The organism is Sphingomonas sp. Leaf32 (assembly GCF_001421765.1).
GTDB lineage: Bacteria > Pseudomonadota > Alphaproteobacteria > Sphingomonadales > Sphingomonadaceae > Sphingomonas.
On the sequence record NZ_LMLA01000001.1, the window covers coordinates 755384 to 773175 of the forward strand.

General features: G+C 67.6%; 17 protein-coding genes and 1 tRNA gene. 9 read left to right on the forward strand and 9 right to left on the reverse strand.

Going from position 1 to position 17792, the window contains the following annotated elements:
* Positions 1–5: 5 nt before the first annotated feature.
* Together ASE83_RS03630 and ASE83_RS03635 are read right to left on the reverse strand one after the other, a co-directional pair.
* Positions 6–1475 carry an NAD-dependent succinate-semialdehyde dehydrogenase gene (locus ASE83_RS03630; protein ID WP_055783908.1) on the reverse strand — a complete coding sequence of 490 codons (1470 nt, stop codon included), beginning with the start codon at positions 1473–1475 and terminating at the stop codon, positions 6–8.
* Complete coding sequence (locus ASE83_RS03635) at positions 1475–2296, reverse strand: GNAT family N-acetyltransferase (RefSeq protein WP_235515969.1); 822 nt, start codon at positions 2294–2296, stop codon at positions 1475–1477. The genes ASE83_RS03630 and ASE83_RS03635 overlap by 1 nt, the downstream gene beginning before the upstream one ends.
* 363 nt (positions 2297–2659) lie before the next feature.
* Between ASE83_RS03635 and ASE83_RS03640 the strand changes: the two genes are divergently transcribed.
* Complete coding sequence (locus ASE83_RS03640; protein ID WP_055783910.1) at positions 2660–3859, forward strand: DUF1624 domain-containing protein; 1200 nt, start codon at positions 2660–2662, stop codon at positions 3857–3859.
* A gap of 66 nt (positions 3860–3925) precedes the next feature.
* On the opposite strand, the gene ASE83_RS03645 is transcribed toward ASE83_RS03640, so the two are convergent.
* From ASE83_RS03645 to ASE83_RS03655, 3 genes are all read right to left on the reverse strand, one after another.
* Entirely contained in the window at positions 3926–4651 is a 726-nt protein-coding gene (locus ASE83_RS03645) for a cupin domain-containing protein (protein WP_055783911.1), read from the reverse strand.
* A gap of 2 nt (positions 4652–4653) precedes the next feature.
* Positions 4654–5322, reverse strand: coding sequence for a haloacid dehalogenase type II (locus ASE83_RS03650; protein ID WP_055783912.1), 669 nt, complete (start codon positions 5320–5322; stop codon positions 4654–4656).
* A gap of 129 nt (positions 5323–5451) precedes the next feature.
* The gene (locus ASE83_RS03655; RefSeq protein ID WP_055783913.1) at positions 5452–6618 is read right to left on the reverse strand and encodes an amidohydrolase; all 1167 of its coding nucleotides are present in this window, start codon (positions 6616–6618) and stop codon (positions 5452–5454) included.
* A gap of 232 nt (positions 6619–6850) precedes the next feature.
* Here ASE83_RS03655 and ASE83_RS03660 point away from each other — a divergent pair, with 232 nt between their 5' ends.
* The 4 genes from ASE83_RS03660 to ASE83_RS03675 all read left to right on the forward strand — a co-directional run bounded on the left by ASE83_RS03660 (position 6851) and on the right by ASE83_RS03675 (position 11419).
* Positions 6851–8134, forward strand: a complete 1284-nt coding sequence (locus ASE83_RS03660) for a carbohydrate porin (protein WP_055783914.1) — start codon at positions 6851–6853, stop codon at positions 8132–8134.
* Between the two features lie 127 nt (positions 8135–8261).
* The gene (locus ASE83_RS03665) at positions 8262–9704 is read left to right on the forward strand and encodes an aldehyde dehydrogenase family protein (RefSeq protein ID WP_082443051.1); all 1443 of its coding nucleotides are present in this window, start codon (positions 8262–8264) and stop codon (positions 9702–9704) included.
* Between the two features lie 29 nt (positions 9705–9733).
* Positions 9734–11059 (forward strand): NAD(P)/FAD-dependent oxidoreductase, encoded by a 1326-nt coding sequence (locus ASE83_RS03670; RefSeq protein WP_055783915.1) that lies wholly within the window; start codon positions 9734–9736, stop codon positions 11057–11059.
* Between the two features lie 283 nt (positions 11060–11342).
* Positions 11343–11419: transfer RNA gene (locus ASE83_RS03675), tRNA-Asp, on the forward strand.
* Between the two features lie 17 nt (positions 11420–11436).
* Here the strand turns inward: ASE83_RS03675 and ASE83_RS03680 are convergent.
* The 4 genes from ASE83_RS03680 to ASE83_RS03695 all read right to left on the reverse strand — a co-directional run bounded on the left by ASE83_RS03680 (position 11437) and on the right by ASE83_RS03695 (position 12865).
* Complete coding sequence (locus ASE83_RS03680; RefSeq protein WP_235512964.1) at positions 11437–11652, reverse strand: DUF2842 domain-containing protein; 216 nt, start codon at positions 11650–11652, stop codon at positions 11437–11439.
* Positions 11649–12194, reverse strand: a complete 546-nt coding sequence (locus tag ASE83_RS03685) for a 5-formyltetrahydrofolate cyclo-ligase (protein WP_055783916.1) — start codon at positions 12192–12194, stop codon at positions 11649–11651. Before ASE83_RS03685 ends, ASE83_RS03680 begins: the two co-directional genes overlap by 4 nt.
* 180 nt (positions 12195–12374) lie before the next feature.
* On the reverse strand, positions 12375–12674 hold the full coding sequence (locus tag ASE83_RS03690; protein ID WP_055783917.1) for a cell division protein ZapA: 300 nt from the start codon (positions 12672–12674) through the stop codon (positions 12375–12377).
* The gene (locus ASE83_RS03695; RefSeq protein ID WP_055783918.1) at positions 12674–12865 is read right to left on the reverse strand and encodes a hypothetical protein; all 192 of its coding nucleotides are present in this window, start codon (positions 12863–12865) and stop codon (positions 12674–12676) included. The genes ASE83_RS03690 and ASE83_RS03695 overlap by 1 nt, the downstream gene beginning before the upstream one ends.
* Positions 12866–12981: 116 nt before the next feature.
* Between ASE83_RS03695 and tkt the strand changes: the two genes are divergently transcribed.
* The 4 genes from tkt (at position 12982) to ASE83_RS03715 (ending at position 17755) form a co-directional block, all read left to right on the forward strand.
* Entirely contained in the window at positions 12982–14961 is a 1980-nt protein-coding gene (gene tkt / locus ASE83_RS03700) for a transketolase (RefSeq protein WP_055784469.1), read from the forward strand.
* Positions 14962–14974: 13 nt separating this feature from the next.
* The gene (gene gap, locus ASE83_RS03705) at positions 14975–15982 is read left to right on the forward strand and encodes a type I glyceraldehyde-3-phosphate dehydrogenase (RefSeq protein WP_055783919.1); all 1008 of its coding nucleotides are present in this window, start codon (positions 14975–14977) and stop codon (positions 15980–15982) included.
* Positions 15983–15987: 5 nt separating this feature from the next.
* On the forward strand, positions 15988–16461 hold the full coding sequence (locus tag ASE83_RS03710) for an MOSC domain-containing protein (protein WP_055783920.1): 474 nt from the start codon (positions 15988–15990) through the stop codon (positions 16459–16461).
* Positions 16462–16564: 103 nt separating this feature from the next.
* On the forward strand, positions 16565–17755 hold the full coding sequence (locus ASE83_RS03715) for a phosphoglycerate kinase (protein WP_055783922.1): 1191 nt from the start codon (positions 16565–16567) through the stop codon (positions 17753–17755).
* The last annotated feature ends 37 nt before the right edge of the window (positions 17756–17792 follow it).

A 17792-nucleotide genomic window follows, 5' to 3' on the forward strand; every position in this document is an offset into this window, starting at 1 on the left:
CGCGATCACAGCTTCAGGCCGCCCCAGTGGAACGCCTTGGTTTCCAGATATTCGTCGATGCCCTCGACCCCGCCTTCCCGGCCCATGCCCGATGCCTTGATCCCGCCGAACGGGGCCATCTCCATCGCGAGACCACCGGTGTTGAGGCCGACCATCCCGAACTCCAGCGCTTCGGCCACGCGCCACGCGCGGTGCAGATCGTCGGTGTAGAAATAGCTGGCCAGACCGAACGGCGTGGCATTGGCCTGCTCGATTGCCTCCGCCTCATGGGTGAAGCGGAACACGGGGGCCAGCGGTCCGAAGGTTTCTTCGCTCGCCAGACGCATGTCGAGCGTTGCCCCGGTCAGCAGCACCGGAGTGGCAAAGCGCGTCGGATCGCCGAACCCGTCCGCCCGCGCCGCTGCGACCGCGCCGTGGGACAAGGCATCGTCCAGATGCGCCGCGACCTTCTGCGTCGCCGCCGCGTTGATGAGCGGGCCGATGGTGGTCGCCGCGTCGCGTCCGTCGCCGACCTTCATCGCCCGCACCGCATCGCCCAGTTTCGCGACGAAGGCGTCGTGGATGCCGTCCTGCACGAAGATGCGGTTGGCGCAGACGCAGGTCTGCCCGGCATTGCGGAACTTGCTGGCGATCGCGCCGGCCACCGCTAGATCGACATCGGCATCGTCGAACACGATGAACGGCGCGTTCCCGCCCAGTTCCAGGCTCAACCGCTTCAGCGTGTCGGCCGACTGCTGCATCAGCAGCGATCCGACCCGCGTCGATCCGGTGAAGGACAGCTTGCGCACGACCGGGCTGGACGTCAGCGCAGCGCCGATCGCCTGCGGCATTCCCGTCACGACGTTGATGACCCCGGCCGGTACGCCCGCATCGACCGCCAGCCTGGCGATGGCCAGCGCGGTATAGGGCGTCAGGTCCGACGGCTTCACGATCACGGTGCAGCCCGCCGCCAGTGCCGGCGCGCATTTGCGGGTAATCATCGCCGCCGGGAAATTCCATGGCGTGATCGCGGCGCACACCCCGACCGGTTCGCGCAGCGCCAGGATGCGGCGGTCGGCGGTCGGCCCCGGAATGTCATGGCCGCGCACCCGGCGGCCTTCCTCGGCGAACCATTTGACGAAGCTGGCGGCATATCGGATCTCGCCTGCGGCCTCGCCCAGTGGCTTGCCCTGCTCGGTCGTCATGATCCGCGCCAGATCGTCGACATGCGCCAGAATCAGCGCATACCAGCGTTCGAGGATCTCGGCACGCTCGCCCGCTGTCTTGCGCTTCCACGCCGGCAGCGCGCGTTCGGCGGCGGCGATGGCGCGTTCGGTGTCGCCGGTTCCGGCATCCGGCACCGTGCCGACCTGCTTGCCCGTAGCGGGATCGATGACGTCGATCGTCGCGCCGCTGTCGGCCGCGACCCATGCGCCGTCGATCAGCATCGCATCGACGAACAGCGACGGTTCGGAAAGGGTGAGGGGGCGGGCCATCAGCCGAGCGCCTGGCTGAGAATCGCGAACGGCCGCGCCACGCCGACCGGCGCGGGCAACGGATCTCCGCGCCGCATCGTGACCACGCCGTCCACCTGCAACAGGCCGAGTTCGTCCAGCCACGGCGACAGGCCGCTATCGGCCAGCACATCGATGCGGGTGAAGTCTCCGGCGCGCGAGCCGAGCCAGTGCGAGATCAGCAATTTCGCCTCGCGTATCGACGGCGCGATGACCGGACCGATCGCATAGCCCCGCCCGAACCGCCGGAAACACGCCACGCCGACCAGATCGCCGTCGCGGTCGAGCACCACCACCTGCGCGGCGTCCAGCACTGCGGTCATCGTCGCCTTGCGCGGCAGGCCGGTGCCATCCCCGACCATCGCCTGGATACGGACATAGTCGCTCTCGCCGATCGGCCGCAGCCGTTCGCCGGGTTCGGGTGCGGCCAGCGGAATCTGGAACGACGTGCCCTGATGCTGGGTAATGCGACCGACTTCTTCGAACCCCATCGTGCGATACAGCGGGACGGCGACCGCGGTGCCGTTCAGCAGCAGGCGGCTGCAATCGGCGGCGTCGATCGCATGGTCCATCAGCATCCGGCCCAGCCCCTTGCCGCGATGGTCGGGCGAGACGATGACCATGCCGATCGTCGCCGTGTCGTTGCCGGTGGGGAACCACATGATCGTGCCGACGATCGCGCCATCGATCTCCGCCACCACGCCTTCGCCGACCGACAGCATCATCTGCCAATCCTCGACCCGGTGCGGCCAGCGCTCCCCTTTCGACAGGGCTTGCGCGGCGGGCAGGTCGTCCGCTGTCATCGTTCGCAGATCGAGGCGTATTTCCGGCGCTGTCGCCACTATGCCATCCTTCCCAGCCAATGCATCCCTGCGCCGGGTCGGGTGCCGGCGTCATGGTGCAGAATTACCGCCCGCCGCCGGGCAGCGGCATAATGTATCGCACCAATCGACAGGCGAAGCGTCCGATCTTTCGCCGGTTTTGCAATAATATGCCGTGATCGTGCGACCGTTGCCGACCGCCCGTCGGGCGGGCGCGGCAGGATCGGCGGCAAAGCGCGGTCGCAACGACCGCATCGACCGCGCCATGGCCCGAAAACGGTGATATAGTATCACCCTGTAGGTGGACTATGCCAGAATTGGGCGTGGTGAATATGGGAGGCGACTATGGCGACGGCGGCCTTTGACGGCGACGGGCGACCGCACGGCGGACTGGCGGCGATACCGAAGGCGATCGCGACGACGCGGTTGCAGTCGATCGACGCGCTACGCGGGTTCGTGATGGTCGTCATGCTGCTCGATCACGTGCGCGAGACGTTCTTCCTGCACCTTCAGGTCGGCGATCCGGTCGATGCGCGCACGGTGATGCCGGCGCTGTTCTTCACCCGGCTGCTGAGCACGATCTGCGCGCCGGTGTTCGTCGCGCTGACCGGGCTGTCGGCCTATCTCTATGGCCAGAAGCATTCGCGTGCCGAAGTCTCCGACTTCCTGCTGCGGCGGGGCGCGTTCCTGTTGTTCCTCGAAATCAGTTTCGTCTCCTTCGCATGGTCGGCCAAGTTTCCACCGCAGACGTTGTGGCTGCAGGTGATCTGGGCGATCGGCTTCAGCATGATCTGCCTTGCCGGCGCGGTCCATTTCTCGCGCACGGTCATCGTCGCGCTGGGGCTGGCGATCGTATGCGGGCATAATCTGCTCGACGGCATCGTGCTGGCGCCCGGCGATACCTTTTTCGTGCCGTGGGCGCTGTTGCATCAGCGCGCGGCGTTCGAGTTTCTGGGGATCACGTGGAAGACGACCTATCCCGTCCTGCCGTGGATCGGGCTGATCCTGCTCGGCTACGGCATCGGCCCGTGGTTCGCGAAGGGTACGGCGCCTGCGGTGCGGCAGCGGCGGCTGGTACTGCTGGGCATCGGGCTGATCCTCGGCTTCGTCGTGCTGCGCTGGCTCAACGTCTATGGCGACCGGCCTTGGTATGATGCCGGCACCCCGCTGCGCACGACGATCAGCTTCCTTGCGCTCACCAAATATCCGGCGTCGCTGCTGTTCCTGATGCCGACGGTCGGGATCGGCGCGCTGCTGCTGGCGGCGTTCGAACGGTTCCAGTCGTCGCGGCTGATCCCGCCGCTGGCGACGTTCGGCGGGGCGCCGATGTTCTACTATCTGGTCCACCTGTACATCCTGCGCGCGATGTACCTTGTTGCCTTCGCGATCTGGGGACCGACGCATGGCACGGTGTTCGCGCTGGGCAATCTCGGCTGGATCTGGGCATGGTATGCCGGGCTGATCGTGGCGCTGTATTTCCCGACGCGCTGGTTCGCCGGGGTGAAGCAGCGGCGCAAGGACATCTGGTGGCTGAAATATCTGTAGGCCGGACATGAAAAAGGGCCGCCCGGCCGGGGGATGATCCCCGGCCGGGCGGCCCTTTTCGATCGGCTATTCGACCGGGCGGTAGATCGCCCAGACCTTTACGACATCTTCTTCCGACAGCCACGAACAGCGCGCGCCGCGCAGGACGACGAACAGATCGTCGGCGACGAAGCGATGGGCGGTGCCGGCCGCATCCTCGAACGTCACCGATCCTTCCATCAGGTGCATCAGCTCGCAATGCGGATACAGGTTGTTGCGCCGGTGATAGGGCGTCGATGCCCAGGTGCCTGCCGAAAACTTGCCGCTCGATGACTTGTAGTCAGTGTGGTTATGGCATTGCGGCGCGTCCGACAGCAGCAGCTCGGCCGCCGGCGGGTTCGACGGGACGCGCGTCGGCGACAGGTCGATCGCGACCGGCGCGGAAGCCCCCGGCATCCCGCCGGTGACCCGCATGACGACGACCTGCGTATCCGCCGCCGCTGCCCATGCGAAGGAAATCCCGCCGGGCAGCATCGCGCTCCGATCGCGCCCCAGCGTCAGGTCGCCGATGGTCAGCGTGCCGTCGACCACGAAGACGAACTCGTCGCCCGGCAGCGTGTCGACCTGTCCGCTGCCCGACAGCGCCAGCGCGCCGATCGCGACCGGCCCGCCCGGTGCGGTCACCATGCGCCGGGCGGAAAACCATGGATCGCCGGCTTCGGTCGACCGCACGCCCGCTTCCGGATCGGCGACGAACGCGCGCAGGTCGATGCAATCCTGCGGCAGTACCGCCACCGGCCGTTCCGCGACCATGCTCACAGTCCGACCAGCCCCGGCAGGCCGGCAATGCTCGGAATGACGTTCACGTCGTAATAGGCGTTGAGCGGTTCGTGCCCGCGATCGACGAACGCCTTCATCCTGATGCCCATGTCATAGGCGGTCATCTGGTCGTAGCGGAAGCTGGACGAGACGTGGAGCATGTCCTCCGGATTGCAGCCCAGCTGGTCGAGCATATATTCGAACGCCTGCATCCGCGGCTTGTACGCCTGCGCTTCCTCGGCGGTGTAGACCGCGTGGAACGGTGCCTCCAGCTTCTCGACGCTGTGCGGGATCAGGTCGACCATCGAATTGGACAGGATCACGAGCGGATATTCGGCCGCCACGCGCTTGAGCGGTTCGACGACATCGGCATGGGGTCGCCAGGTCGGGACGGCGGCATATACGGTGTCGGCGTCGCTGTCGCGATACGCGACGCCGTTTTTGGCGCAGGTGCGGCGCAGTGCGCCCTCCACCACGTCGCGATACGGCTTCCACGCGCCCAGCACTTCGTCGAGGCGATAGGCGGAGAAATCGGCGGTGAACCGGTCCATCGCTTCGGCCGCTACCCGGTCGGCGTACAGGGCGCGCGCAACCGGCGCCATTTCGAAGTTGATGAGCGTGCCGTAGCAATCGAAGCTGATATATTTCGGACGAAGACCGGCCATTTCCCCACTCCTGGTTCGAGGTATGGTTGGAACGATACCGCCGGCATTCCGTGCTGCGCTGTCGTTTCCCCGGTCCCCAAGCAATATCCTGCCGATTGCACGCAATGGCTCGGCAGGGGGTGCGGCATATTATGCTTGGGTTACGCCCACCACCCGGCCGGCCAGCGCCGTGATCCATGCGATGCCCGGACCGATGATCGCATCGTTGAAGTCGTAGCGCGGATGATGCAGCGCGGCATTCTCGTCCCCCTCGCGCGCCTGACCCATCCAGACATAGGCACCGGGACAGGCCTGCAGCATGAACGAGAAGTCCTCGGACGTGAAGGCTGGGTCGGGTGCCTCGGCATGGGCCAGTCCGGCATCCGCCGCCGCTGCCAGTGCGATCTCCGCCGCGCCGGCATCGTTGATCGTCGCGGGGTAATAGCGGGTATAGGTCACCTCGACCCGCGTATCGGTGGCGATGCCGATGCCCTGCGCCATCGACCGCACCGCCGCCTCGACGATGTCCTGTACTTGCCCGTCGAACGTGCGGACCGTGCCGACCAGCCGCACCTCCGCCGGGATGACGTTGTGGGTCTGCCCACCCGCGATCTGGGTGACCGACAGCACCGCCGACCGGGTGGGCGGCACGCGGCGGGCGACGATGGTGTTGAGTTGCGTCACCAGTTGCGCGGCGGCCAGCACGGCGTCGGGCGTGGTATGCGGCTGCGCGGCGTGGCCGCCCTTGCCATGGATCGCGATCTCGAACTTGTCAGCGGCCGCCATGATCGGGCCGGGGCGGGTCTGCAATTCGCCGGCGGGCAGGTCCGGCCAGTTGTGCAGCGCGAAGACGTAATCGCACGGAAAGCGTTCGAACAGCCCGTCGCGGATCATCTCGCGCGCGCCGGCCTGTCCCTCTTCGGCGGGCTGAAAGAAGAAGTGGATCGTGCCGTCGAACGGCGGCAGCGAGGCGAGGTGGCGGGCGGCACCGATCAGGATCGCGGTATGGCCGTCATGTCCGCAACCGTGGAACACGCCGGGCGCGGTGCTGGCATAGGCCGGTGCGCCCTGTTCCTGAAACGGCAGCGCATCCATGTCGGCGCGCAGCCCCAGCGTCGCTCCCGGCCGGCCATGGGTCAGCGTGCCGACGACCCCGGTTCCGCCGATACCGGTCGTCACCTGCAATCCGGCGGCGGCCAGCTGCTCGGCGACCAGCGCGGCAGTGCGGTGTTCGGCAAAGGCCAGTTCGGGATGGGCATGGATGTCGTGCCGGATCGCGGTCACGGCGTCGATGATGTCGGCAAAGCGCTGATACATGGCAGTCCCCCGGGCAAGGGGCGCAGAATGTCTCCTCCGCCGATGTCGGGTCAACCCCGTGCCGGGGGGAGAGTTCGGTGCGACGCGGCCGTGCTGCGGGACCGGGGCGGCATATCCTGCCGCAGCCATTGCGTGCCTGGCGGCACAAGCTATGCGAAACGCGCCGCTCTACGGCGAGATTTACTGTCGGGGCTGCGCGATACGGCAACATGATTGTAACGATGATCGCATCATGGCGACCGTCGAGAAGGCAGCGGGACCGGACGATATGCGAAGGACGTGGGGCGGGGGGATCGTGGCGGCGTCGCTGGCGGTGATCGGTGCCGCCCCGGCGGCGGCGCAGGTCGAGGCTCCCAGCGTCGAACGCGCGCCGGGCAATGTCGAGCTTCCGGAAATCGAGGCGCGCGATCCGCTGGTGTTGCAACTCGCCTATACCGGCGACATCCTGTCGTCGGTGGCGGGGGGCAGGCGACGGGGCACCCGCTGGATCAACAATGTCAGCGCGATCGCGTCGGCCGATCTGGATGCGTTGGCCGGGGTGCCGCGCACGACAGCGCTCGTCCACGGCTTCTACAATAACGGCGCCAGCTTCAGCGGCGAATTGGTCGGCGACGGGCAGGTCGTGTCGAGCATCGAGACCGGGGTGCCGTTGTTCCATGTGCTGGAGGCATGGGCCGAGCATCGCGGCGTCGACGACCGCTGGTCGATCAAGGGCGGGCTGTACGACGTGAACAGCGAGTTCGACGCGCTTCAGACGTCGCTGCTGTTCGTCAACAGTGCGTTCGGCATGGGCACCGAACTGGCCGGTTCGGGTCGCAACGGTCCGTCGACCTTTCCCAGCACCAGCTTGGCGGTGCGCGGGCAGGTGAAGGTCGGCGACCGGTTGACGCTGCGCGCCGCCGCGGCGGACGGGGTGCCGAACGACCCCGCGCATCCGCGCCGCATCTGGATCGGGATCGGCGGCGGCGACGGCGCGCTGCTGATCGCGGAGGCGGATGCCGAACTGGGTCGCGTGAGGCTGCTCGCCGGCGGATGGAGCTATACCGCGCGCAGCGACGACCGCTACGACGCCGCCATCGGCGCGGCGACCATCCGGCAGGTCCGCAGCGAGGGCCTGTATCTTCGCGGCGAGGCGCAACTGGCCGGCGATCGTACGCGCGGGATGCGCGGCTTCTTCCGGCTGGGCGTCGCCAGCGACCGCGCCAACATCTTCGGTGGCTTTTCGTCGCTGGGGCTGGTCTGGCACGGGCTGGTCCCGGCGCGCCCGCAGGACGATAGCGGCATCGCGATCGCCTATGCCGGTGCCGGCAGCGCGGGCCGGGCGATCATCCGCGCCGAATTCATCCCGCCGCCGCCACGGGGCGAGGCGGTGATCGAGCTGAACCATCGCTTCGCCGTCGCCGACTGGTTGGGGGTGCAGCCGCATGTCCAGTATATCGTTGCGCCGGGGCTGAACCCGACGGTCGGCAATGCCGTCGTCCTGGGGGTGCGGTTGACCGCCACCTTCGCCGAATGATCGGGCCGACGCTCGATCGGTGACCTGTGGCATGTCGCACGCGGCAGCATCTGCCGTGCGGCACAAAGCACCGCCGCTTGCCCGTTTTTGGCACGATCCGCTCGCCGTCGGCGCTAAGGTAACGCCCATGGCCAACGACATTCCGGGCACGTCCCGCGCCACCAGCTTTCTGATCGACGGGCACTGGCTCGACCGCAGCGACGCACCGCGCTGCGCCGTCGTCGATCCCGCGACCGAAGCCGTCATCGCCGACATCGCCATGGGCGATGCGCGCGACGTCGATCTGGCCGTCGCCGCCGCGCGGCGCGCCTTCGCGACCTACAGCGAAACGCCGGCGGCCGACCGTATCGCGCTGCTGACCCGCATCGCCGATCTGCTGGAGGAACGCGCCGAAGCCTTTGCGCAGGCGATTTCCACCGAAATGGGATCGGCGATCGACTTCGCCCGCGTGTCGCAGGTGCCCGCCGGCATCGCCCATGTCCGCGCCCAGATCGAGGTGCTGGGCAGCTATCGCTTCCTGCGGGAAGAGGCGGGCTTCGCGCTCGCCCGCGAACCGATCGGCGTCGCCGCGCTCATCACGCCGTGGAACTGGCCGCTGTACCAGATCACGGCAAAGGTCGCTCCGGCGCTCGCCGCCGGCTGCACCGTCGTCCTCAAGCCCAGCGAATTGTCGCCGTTCAGCGCGCTGCTGTTCGCGGAGGTGATGCAGGATGCCGGTACACCGCCCGGTGTCTTCAATCTGGTCAACGGCGCGGGCGAAAGCGTCGGCGCCGCCCTGTCGTCGCACCCGGAGGTCGACATGGTGTCGATCACCGGATCGGCGCGTGCGGGGATGCTGGTGGCGCAGGGCGCGGCCCCGACCATCAAGCGCGTCGTGCAGGAACTGGGCGGCAAGTCGCCCAACGTCTTCCTCGACGATGCCGATTTCGACACGGCGGTGGGCAAGGGCGTGCTGTCGGCGATGCGCAATGTCGGCCAGTCGTGCAGCGCGCCGACCCGCATGGTCGTGCCCGCCCATCGCTTGGCGGAGGTCGAGGCACTGGCAAAGGCGGCGGCGGCGGCGATCGTGGTCGGTGACCCGACCGATACGGCAACCCGCATGGGACCGATCGCCAACCGCGCGCAGCATGACCGCGTACAGGCGATGATCGCGACTGGCATGGCGGAGGGCGCGCGGCTGGTCTGCGGCGGTCCCGGCCGCCCCAACGGCCTCAATCGCGGCTATTATGTCCGCCCGACGGTCTTTTCCGACGTGACGCCCGCCATGCGGATCGCGCAGGAGGAAATCTTCGGCCCCGTTCTGTGCATCCAGCCCTATACGGACGAGGAAGACGCGATCCGCATCGCCAACGACACCGTCTATGGCCTAGGCGCGCACGTCCAGTCGGCGGACCTCGCCCGCGCCCGCGCGGTGGCGCGCCGCATCCGTGCCGGACAGGTCCATATCAACTATCCGCCATGGACCGCCCACGCGCCCTTCGGCGGCTATCGCCAGTCGGGCAACGGCCGCGAATATGGCGTCCACGGCCTCGACGAATTTTTGGAGACGAAGGCGATGCTCGGCTACTGAGCCGGGCCGTCTCTCGCAGGAGCCTTTCGATGCGCGTACCGCTCACCCTCGTCGAATCCTCGGCCGATTTTCCGGCGCAGGCGGATGTCGTCGTCATCGGCGGTGGCATCATCGGCGCTTTCGCCGCTTATTATCTCGCAAAGCGTGGCCTGTCGGTCGTGCTGCTGGAAAAGGGGCGGATCGGCGCGGAACAGTCCAGCCGCAACTGGGGCTGGTGCCGCCAGCAGAACCGCGACGCGCGCGAGCTGCCGATGGCGACCAGGTCGCTCGACCTGTGGGAACAGTTCCAGGCCGAAACCGGCGAGGATGCGGGTTTTCGCCGCTGCGGCCTGTTGTATCTCAGCCGGGACGAGGCGGAGATCGCGACCTGGGCGCGATGGGGCAAGTTCGCGCAGGGCGTGAACGTCGAAACGCATATGCTGACCGCAGCGCAGACCGCCGAGCGCAGCCACGGCATCAACGGCGCGTGGAAGGGGGGCGTGTGGTCGCCGACCGACGGCACCGCCGATCCGTCGCGCGCCGCCCCAGCCGCCGCGCGCGCCGCGCAGCGGCTGGGCGCGACCGTGTTGCAGGACTGCGCCGTACGCGGCCTGGAAACCAGCGGCGGGCGGCTGTCGGCGGTGGTCACCGAACGCGGCACGATCCGCACGACGACCGCGATCCTCAGCGCCGGCGCGTGGGCGTCGTCCTTCTGCCACCAATATGGCATCCGCTTCCCCCAGGCGACGATCCGCCAGGCGGCCTTGTCGATCGGTCCGGGGGCGGGCGACCTGCCGCCCGCGCTCCACACCAGCGAAGTATCGGCCACCCGCCGCGTCGATGGCAGCTATACGCTGGCGATCAGCGGGTTCGGCCGGGTCGACCCGACGCCGCAGCTGCTGCGCTTCTCGCCGCAATTCGTGCCCATGTTTCTGCGGCGCTGGCGCAAGCTGCGCCCCGGCGGGGTGCAGGGCGCGCAGGCGGGGCATGAGACGCTAGCCAAGTGGCGGCTCGACCGCCCGACACCGATGGAAAGGACGCGCATCCTCGATCCCAGGCCCGATCCGGCGGCGATCCGCATGACGCACAAACGCGCCGTCGCACTGATGCCCGCGCTGAAGGATCGGCCGGTCACCGCGCGCTGGGCCGGCTATGTCGACAGCACCCCGGACGGCGTGCCCGGCATCGGGGAGGTCGAGACGATCCCCGGCTTCGTCATCGCCTCGGGCTTCAGCGGGCATGGCTTCGGTATCGGGCCGGGTGTCGGGCATCTGCTCGCCGACATGCTGACCGGTGCCGAGCCGATCGTCGATCCCAGACCCTATCACCCAGACCGGTTCCGCGAATCGGCCTGGGGCAAGGTCGCCGATTTCTGAGGGATCGCGGTCGCGCCAAAGGGTATGTCAGCGAAGGCTGGGATCTCCCGATTCTAGCGCGCAGCAGGAGCAGCCTGAGGCTCCAGCCTTCGCTGGGGCGACGTTTCCGGGCAAAGGGGCGGGTTCGAGAGGCGCTCGGAACTCCCGCCCGTATTGTTGTCCGGAGATTATTCGAACCGCTCCGTCGCGACCGACACCACCTTGCAGCTTTTCCCGGCAACCCGCGAAATACCCGCTTTACACCGGCGATTCGCTATCCTACACGCCGCCTCCTCGCTAGAGAGCGGGTGTAGCTCAGTTGGTTAGAGCGCCGGCCTGTCACGCCGGAGGTCGCGGGTTCGAGCCCCGTCACTCGCGCCATCCTTCATCGGATGGCGCTACCGCCAGCGGCCTGTTTCCATCCAGAACAGCATCCGCCGCATCGGCAGTACCCACAACCATGCGATACCCGCCGCGACGTAGAAGGCGAGCTGCACGATCCAGTGCCAGCCGCCGACGACCGGCGACAGCATCGCGACCGCGATCGCCCACAGCGTCAGCAGGACGAGGATCGCCAATACGCCGATCGGTTTGCGCCATGTCGGCTCGTTCAAGGCAATTCTCCGGTCAGGAACAGGGCGGTTTCGGTGACGATCGCGTGGAGCGGCACGTCCCACGGATCGCACGGCAGGGCATCGACCTGCTGCATCGACCACGCGATACCGATTCGTAAGCTGTCCGGCCAGCGTGCGAACGCCCGGTCATAATGGCCCGCCCCCTGGCCCAGCCGATTGCCGGCGGCGTCGAAGCCGACCAGCGGTGTCAGGATGATGTCGGGAGCGACCGGAGGGGAGTCGGCCCCCGGCTGGCGCAACCCGAACGGCCCGTCGTGCATCCTGTCGTCGACATGGAAGCTGATCGGCGATTCGCGGTCGATGACGACCGGCCACGCCAGCGATGCACCCGCCGCCCGCGCCGCGCGGTCGAACCGCGCCGGATCGGCCTCACCCCCGATCGGAACATAGCTGGCGACGATGACACCCGGCCGCAGCGCATCGAGGAACAGCGCCGGCGGGGCAGGGGGCATCGGCCCGCTGGCAGCGAATATCCGCCGCCGCGCCCGCAGCGCGGCGCGCAAGGCGTGCTTGTCGGTCATGGAAGGGGGGTGTGGCGGAACCACCATGGGCCGTTTGCCGCGTTATCCACTGACGCACGGTACGTCAGGTGGGGATCATGTACGTCAGACCAGGATCTGCGCAGGGACAACCCCCATGGATGAAGAAATAGCCTCAGGGATTATGCAAGGCTCGCACCGGGCAGTCCCGCCGACTCCTATTTAGGCGTCCGGACCCTGCTCCTCAAGGGCCGATGCGACCGCTTCCAGCCGCTCGGCGATCCGTTCCAGCACGCCGGCCTCCGATTTCGCCTGCGGACCCGCCTCGCGCTCGGCCAACTGGTCGGCGAGGATCAGCGCGATGTAGAGCAGGGTGCGGTCCGACGATCCGCCCGATGCGTGCTGCGCGGCCGGTGCGTGCCGCTCCAGCATGGCTCCCAGCGCGCGCAGTTTCGGCTCCTCGCCGTCGCGGCACCCGACCTGATGGCTACGGCCGGCGATGGTCAACGTGATCTGTCCCATCAGTCGGCATCCGCTTCGCGCGCGATCACCGCGTCCAGCGCGCCGATCGCATCGCCGATCCGGGTACGCAGCGCGGCATGGCGCGACGCCAGCGCGCGAGTCGCGTCGCTGCGGATTCGTGCCGCGCGCTCGATCCGTTCCAGCGCCCGGTCGATCCGTGCGATCGCGGCGGCATGGGGGTCGTCGCTCATCGGATAAATCGATCCTTGCTAAACATGTTAAACAAACGTCCGGTTTGGCGGTTGACTGAACGGCGCGACGGTTCCAAAGGCTCGCGCGACCCCAGTAGCGCCCAACAGGAGTGCGCGTGACCATATCCCAGCTCGAACTCGCCAACGCCATCCGCGTTTTGTCGATGGACGCGGTGGAGGCCGCCAATTCGGGGCACCCCGGTATGCCGATGGGCATGGCCGATGTCGCGACCGTCCTCTGGTCGAAATTCCTGAAGTTCGATCCCGCCGATCCACATTGGGCCGACCGCGATCGCTTCGTCCTGTCGGCGGGCCATGGATCGATGCTGATCTATTCGCTCCTCCACCTGACCGGTTACGCGAAGCCCACCATTCAGGACATTGCGAACTTCCGCAAGCTGGGCAGCCCTTGTGCGGGCCATCCGGAGAATTTCGAGCTGCCCGGCATCGAATGCACCACCGGTCCGCTGGGGCAGGGGGTTGCGATGGCGGTCGGCATGGCGACGGCGGAGCGGCACCTGAACACCGTGTTCGGCGACGATCTGGTCGATCACCGCACCTGGGTGATCGCCGGCGACGGCTGCCTGATGGAAGGCATCAATCACGAGGCGATCGGCCTTGCCGGGCATCTGAAGCTCGGCCGGCTGAACGTCCTGTGGGACGACAACCGCATCACCATCGACGGTTCGACCGACCTGTCGACCAGCGAGGACGTGTCGGCCCGCTACGAAGCGACCGGCTGGCACGTCGTCGCCTGCGACGGCCATGACTTCGCCGACATCGAACGCGCGCTCGCCGAAGCCGCCGCCGACTCGCGCCCGTCGCTGGTCCGCTGCCGCACCGTGATCGGCAAGGGCGCCCCGAACAAGGGTGGCAGCCACAAGGTTCACGGGTCGCCGCTGGGCGCCGAGGAAATCCTCGCCACCCGCGCCGCCTTGCTGTGGGAACATGACGCGTTCCACCTGCCCGAGCCGCTGACCGATGCGTGGAAGGCGATCGGCGCACGCGGCGCCCCGGTCCATGCCGACTGGAATACGCGCCTTGCGGCCCATGCCGACCGTGCCGAGTTCGAACGCCGGATGGCGAACAAGCTGCCCGACGGCTGGTCGCTCAAGGACCATATCAACAGCTTGATCGCCGAGCCGAAGAAGATCGCGACCCGCGTCGCATCGTCGCTGGCGCTCGAAGCGATCAACGCCTCGCTGCCCGAAACCATCGGCGGCTCGGCCGACCTGACGCCGTCGAACAATACCCAGACCAAGGCGCAGGTCGCGCTGACCGCCGACGATTATTCGGGCCGCTACATCCATTACGGCATCCGCGAATTCGGCATGTCGGCGGCGATGAACGGCATGGCGCTGCACGGCGGCGTGCTGGCCTATGGCGGCACCTTCCTGGTGTTCGCCGACTATGCCCGACCCGCGATCCGCCTGTCGGCGTTGCAGAATGCCGGTGTCGTCTATGTCATGACCCACGACTCGATCGGTCTGGGCGAGGACGGACCGACCCATCAGCCGATCGAGCATGTGATGAGCCTGCGCATCATCCCCGGTCTCGACGTCTATCGCCCCGCCGACGCGGTCGAGACGGCGGAATGCTGGGAACTGGCGGTACAGCGCCGCGACGGTCCGTCGCTGCTCGCTTTGTCGCGCCAGAACCTGCCGCAGCTCCGCACCGAAACCGGCGAAAACCGCAGCACCAGGGGTGCCTACCGCCTGAAGGCCGCCCAAGCCGCCCGCCGCGTCATCCTGATCGCGACCGGTTCGGAGGTCGAAATCGCCGTCGGCGTCGCGCAGCAGCTTGAAACGCAGGGCATCGGTGCCGACGTCGTGTCGATGCCATGCTGGTCGCGGTTCGATGCGCAGGACGCCGCCTATCGCGAGGACGTCCTGCCGCACGCCCGTCCCGACGACATCCTGCGCGTCTCGATCGAGGCGGGCACGACCATCGGCTGGGAACGCTACACGATGGTCGACGGCCTGCGCTTCGGCATCGACCGGTTCGGTGCATCGGCCCCGGCGGACAAGCTCTACGACTATTTCGGCCTTACCGCCGATGCCATCGCCGCAAAGGTGCTGGCGCGGCTCGCGAATTGAGGGAGACGAGGACATGACGAAGGTAGCGATCAACGGGTTCGGGCGCATCGGCCGTCTGGTGGCGCGCGCGATCCTCGAACGGCCCGACAGCGGGCTGGAACTGGTGACGATCAACGACTTGGCGGACGCGAAGTCGAACGCCTGGCTGTTCAGCCGCGATTCGGTCCACGGCAAGTATCCGGGCGAGGTTGCCGCCGAGGGTGACGATCTGGTCATCGACGGCAAGCGCATCCGCGTCACCGCCGAGCGTGATCCCGCTAACCTGCCGCACAAGGAACTGGGCGTCGAACTGGTGCTGGAATGCACCGGCTTCTTCACCGACCGTACGTCGTGCCAGAAGCATATCGACGCGGGTGCCAAGCGCGTGCTGATCTCGGCACCGGGCAAGAATGTCGACCTGACCGTCGTGTACGGCGTCAACCACGACAAGCTGGAGGCCGGTCACACCATCGTGTCGAACGCGTCGTGCACCACCAACTGCCTGGCCCCGGTCGCCAAGGTGCTGAACGATTCGATCGGCATCGAACGTGGCCTGATGACCACGATCCACGCCTATACCAACGACCAGAAGATCCTCGACCAGATCCACCCCGATCTGCGCCGCGCCCGTGCCGCCGCCATGTCGATGATCCCGACCACCACCGGCGCCGCCCGCGCGGTCGGCGAAGTGCTGCCCGAACTGAAGGGCCGTCTCGACGGTTCGGCGGTCCGCGTGCCGGTGCCCGACGGCAGCCTGGTCGACCTGACCTTCACGCCGAAGCGCGACACGACGAAGGACGAGGTCAATGCGATCCTGAAGGCGGCGTCGGAATCGGGTCCGCTGAAGGGCGTGCTGGTGTTCTCGGACGAACCGCTCGTCTCGATCGATATCGTCCACACCCCCGCATCGTCGACGGTCGACAGCCTGGAGACCGCCGTGCTCGACGGCAAGCTGGTCCGCGTCGTGTCGTGGTACGACAATGAATGGGGCTTCTCGAACCGCATGGTCGACACCGCGACCGCGATGGCGAAGCTGGGGTAAGCCCGATGGCGGGTGGTATCCTGAAGGGCATCGCCCGCCACGCCTTTTCGCGCGGGCCGATCGAATTGGTGGAGACGGTGCGCGTCACCGTCGAAACCGGATTGGACGGCGATTTCCGCGGCGCGCTCAAGCCCGGCCGCAACAAGCGGCAGGTGTCGCTGATGGAAGTCGGCGACTGGGCACAGGCGATGCGCCTGATCGGCCACGAACTGCCGTGGTGGGAACGCCGCGCCAATCTGCTGGTAGAGGATTTCGACCTGCCGCAGACGACCGGCGTCCGCCTGCGCGTCGGCGAGGTGCTGCTGGAAATCACCAAGGAATGCGATCCGTGCAGCCGCATGGAAACCATCGCCGAAGGGTTGCGCGCCGCCCTGACCCCCGACTGGCGCGGCGGCGCGCTCGCCCAGGTGATCGAGGGCGGCCGGATCAGCGTCGGTGACACGATACGAATCGAAACACCGGCCGTTCATCCTGAGTAGCCGCTGAGCTTGTCGAAGCGGCGTATCGAAGGATCGTTGCTTCGATACGAGCCTTCGCCTTCGCTCAGCCTCTACTCAGCATGAACGGTGAAGGAGACATAGAATGAGCCGTAATTTCAAGACGCTCGACGAAATGGGCGACCTCACCGGCAAGCGCGTGCTGGTCCGCGAAGACCTCAACGTGCCCATGGCCGATGGCGCGGTCAGCGACGACACCCGCCTGCGCGCCACCATCGGCACCGTAACCGAACTGGCGGATCGCGGCGCGATCGTGCTGATCCTCGCCCATTTCGGCCGTCCGAAGGGGCAGCCGAACCCGACCATGTCGCTGGCCCCCGTCACCAAGCCGCTGTCCGACGTGCTCGGGCGGGAAGTGCGCTTCGTCGACTGGACCGGTGCCGCCGAAGCGGTGAGGACCATGCAGCCGGGCGATATCGCCGTGCTGGAGAACACCCGCTTCTTCGCGGGCGAAGAGAAGAACGACCCGCAACTCGTTGAAACCATGGCCGCGCTCGGCGACTATTATGTCAACGACGCCTTTTCCGCCGCGCACCGCGCCCACGCCTCGACTGAGGGGCTGGCGCACAAGCTCCCCGCCTTTGCCGGGCGGCAGATGGAGGCCGAACTCGACGCGCTGGACAAGGCACTGGGCAACCCCGAACACCCCGTCGCGGCGGTCGTCGGCGGGGCCAAGGTGTCGTCGAAGCTCGACGTGCTGAAGCATCTGGTGGGCCAAGTCGATCACCTCATCATCGGCGGCGGCATGGCCAACACCTTCCTCGCCGCGCGCGGGGTCGATGTCGGCAAGTCGCTGTGCGAGCACGACCTGACCGGCACCGCCGACGAGATTTTCGAGGCGGCGGAAAAGGCCGGCTGCACCATCCACCTGCCCTATGACGTGGTGGTCGCCAAGGAGTTCAAGCCGAACCCGGCGACCCGCACCGTCAACGTTCACGAAGTCGCCGCCGACGAGATGATCCTCGACGTCGGCCCCGCCGCGACCGAGGCGCTGGGCGATGTGCTGAAGAACTGCCGCACGCTGGTGTGGAACGGGCCGATGGGCGCGTTCGAAACCCCGCCGTTCGACGTCGCGACCGTTTCGCTGGCCAAGACGGCGGCGGCACTGACCGCCGATGGATCGCTGGTATCGGTCGCGGGCGGCGGCGATACCGTCGCGGCGCTCAACCAGGCGGGCGTGGCCGACCAGTTCAGCTTCGTCTCGACCGCCGGCGGCGCGTTCCTCGAATGGATGGAAGGCAAGGAACTGCCCGGCGTCGCCGCACTGGCGCGCTGAGGCCCAACCCGTCCGCAACCGTACCCCCGCACAGGCG

Excerpts from the sequence above, each read along its gene's own strand:
- ASE83_RS03630 (WP_055783908.1), bottom strand. The coding sequence starts at position 1,475 with ATGGCCCGCCCCCTCACCCTTTCCGAACCGTCGCTGTTCGTCGATGCG.
- ASE83_RS03635 (WP_235515969.1), bottom strand. The coding sequence starts at position 2,296 with ATGACAGCGGACGACCTGCCCGCCGCGCAAGCCCTGTCGAAAGGGGAG.
- ASE83_RS03640 (WP_055783910.1), top strand. The coding sequence starts at position 2,660 with ATGGCGACGGCGGCCTTTGACGGCGACGGGCGACCGCACGGCGGACTG.
- ASE83_RS03645 (WP_055783911.1), bottom strand. The coding sequence starts at position 4,651 with ATGGTCGCGGAACGGCCGGTGGCGGTACTGCCGCAGGATTGCATCGAC.
- ASE83_RS03650 (WP_055783912.1), bottom strand. The coding sequence starts at position 5,322 with ATGGCCGGTCTTCGTCCGAAATATATCAGCTTCGATTGCTACGGCACG.
- ASE83_RS03655 (WP_055783913.1), bottom strand. The coding sequence starts at position 6,618 with ATGTATCAGCGCTTTGCCGACATCATCGACGCCGTGACCGCGATCCGG.
- ASE83_RS03660 (WP_055783914.1), top strand. The coding sequence starts at position 6,851 with ATGGCGACCGTCGAGAAGGCAGCGGGACCGGACGATATGCGAAGGACG.
- ASE83_RS03665 (WP_082443051.1), top strand. The coding sequence starts at position 8,262 with ATGGCCAACGACATTCCGGGCACGTCCCGCGCCACCAGCTTTCTGATC.
- ASE83_RS03670 (WP_055783915.1), top strand. The coding sequence starts at position 9,734 with ATGCGCGTACCGCTCACCCTCGTCGAATCCTCGGCCGATTTTCCGGCG.
- ASE83_RS03685 (WP_055783916.1), bottom strand. The coding sequence starts at position 12,194 with ATGACCGACAAGCACGCCTTGCGCGCCGCGCTGCGGGCGCGGCGGCGG.
- ASE83_RS03690 (WP_055783917.1), bottom strand. The coding sequence starts at position 12,674 with ATGGGACAGATCACGTTGACCATCGCCGGCCGTAGCCATCAGGTCGGG.
- ASE83_RS03695 (WP_055783918.1), bottom strand. The coding sequence starts at position 12,865 with ATGAGCGACGACCCCCATGCCGCCGCGATCGCACGGATCGACCGGGCG.
- gap (WP_055783919.1), top strand. The coding sequence starts at position 14,975 with ATGACGAAGGTAGCGATCAACGGGTTCGGGCGCATCGGCCGTCTGGTG.
- ASE83_RS03710 (WP_055783920.1), top strand. The coding sequence starts at position 15,988 with ATGGCGGGTGGTATCCTGAAGGGCATCGCCCGCCACGCCTTTTCGCGC.
- ASE83_RS03715 (WP_055783922.1), top strand. The coding sequence starts at position 16,565 with ATGAGCCGTAATTTCAAGACGCTCGACGAAATGGGCGACCTCACCGGC.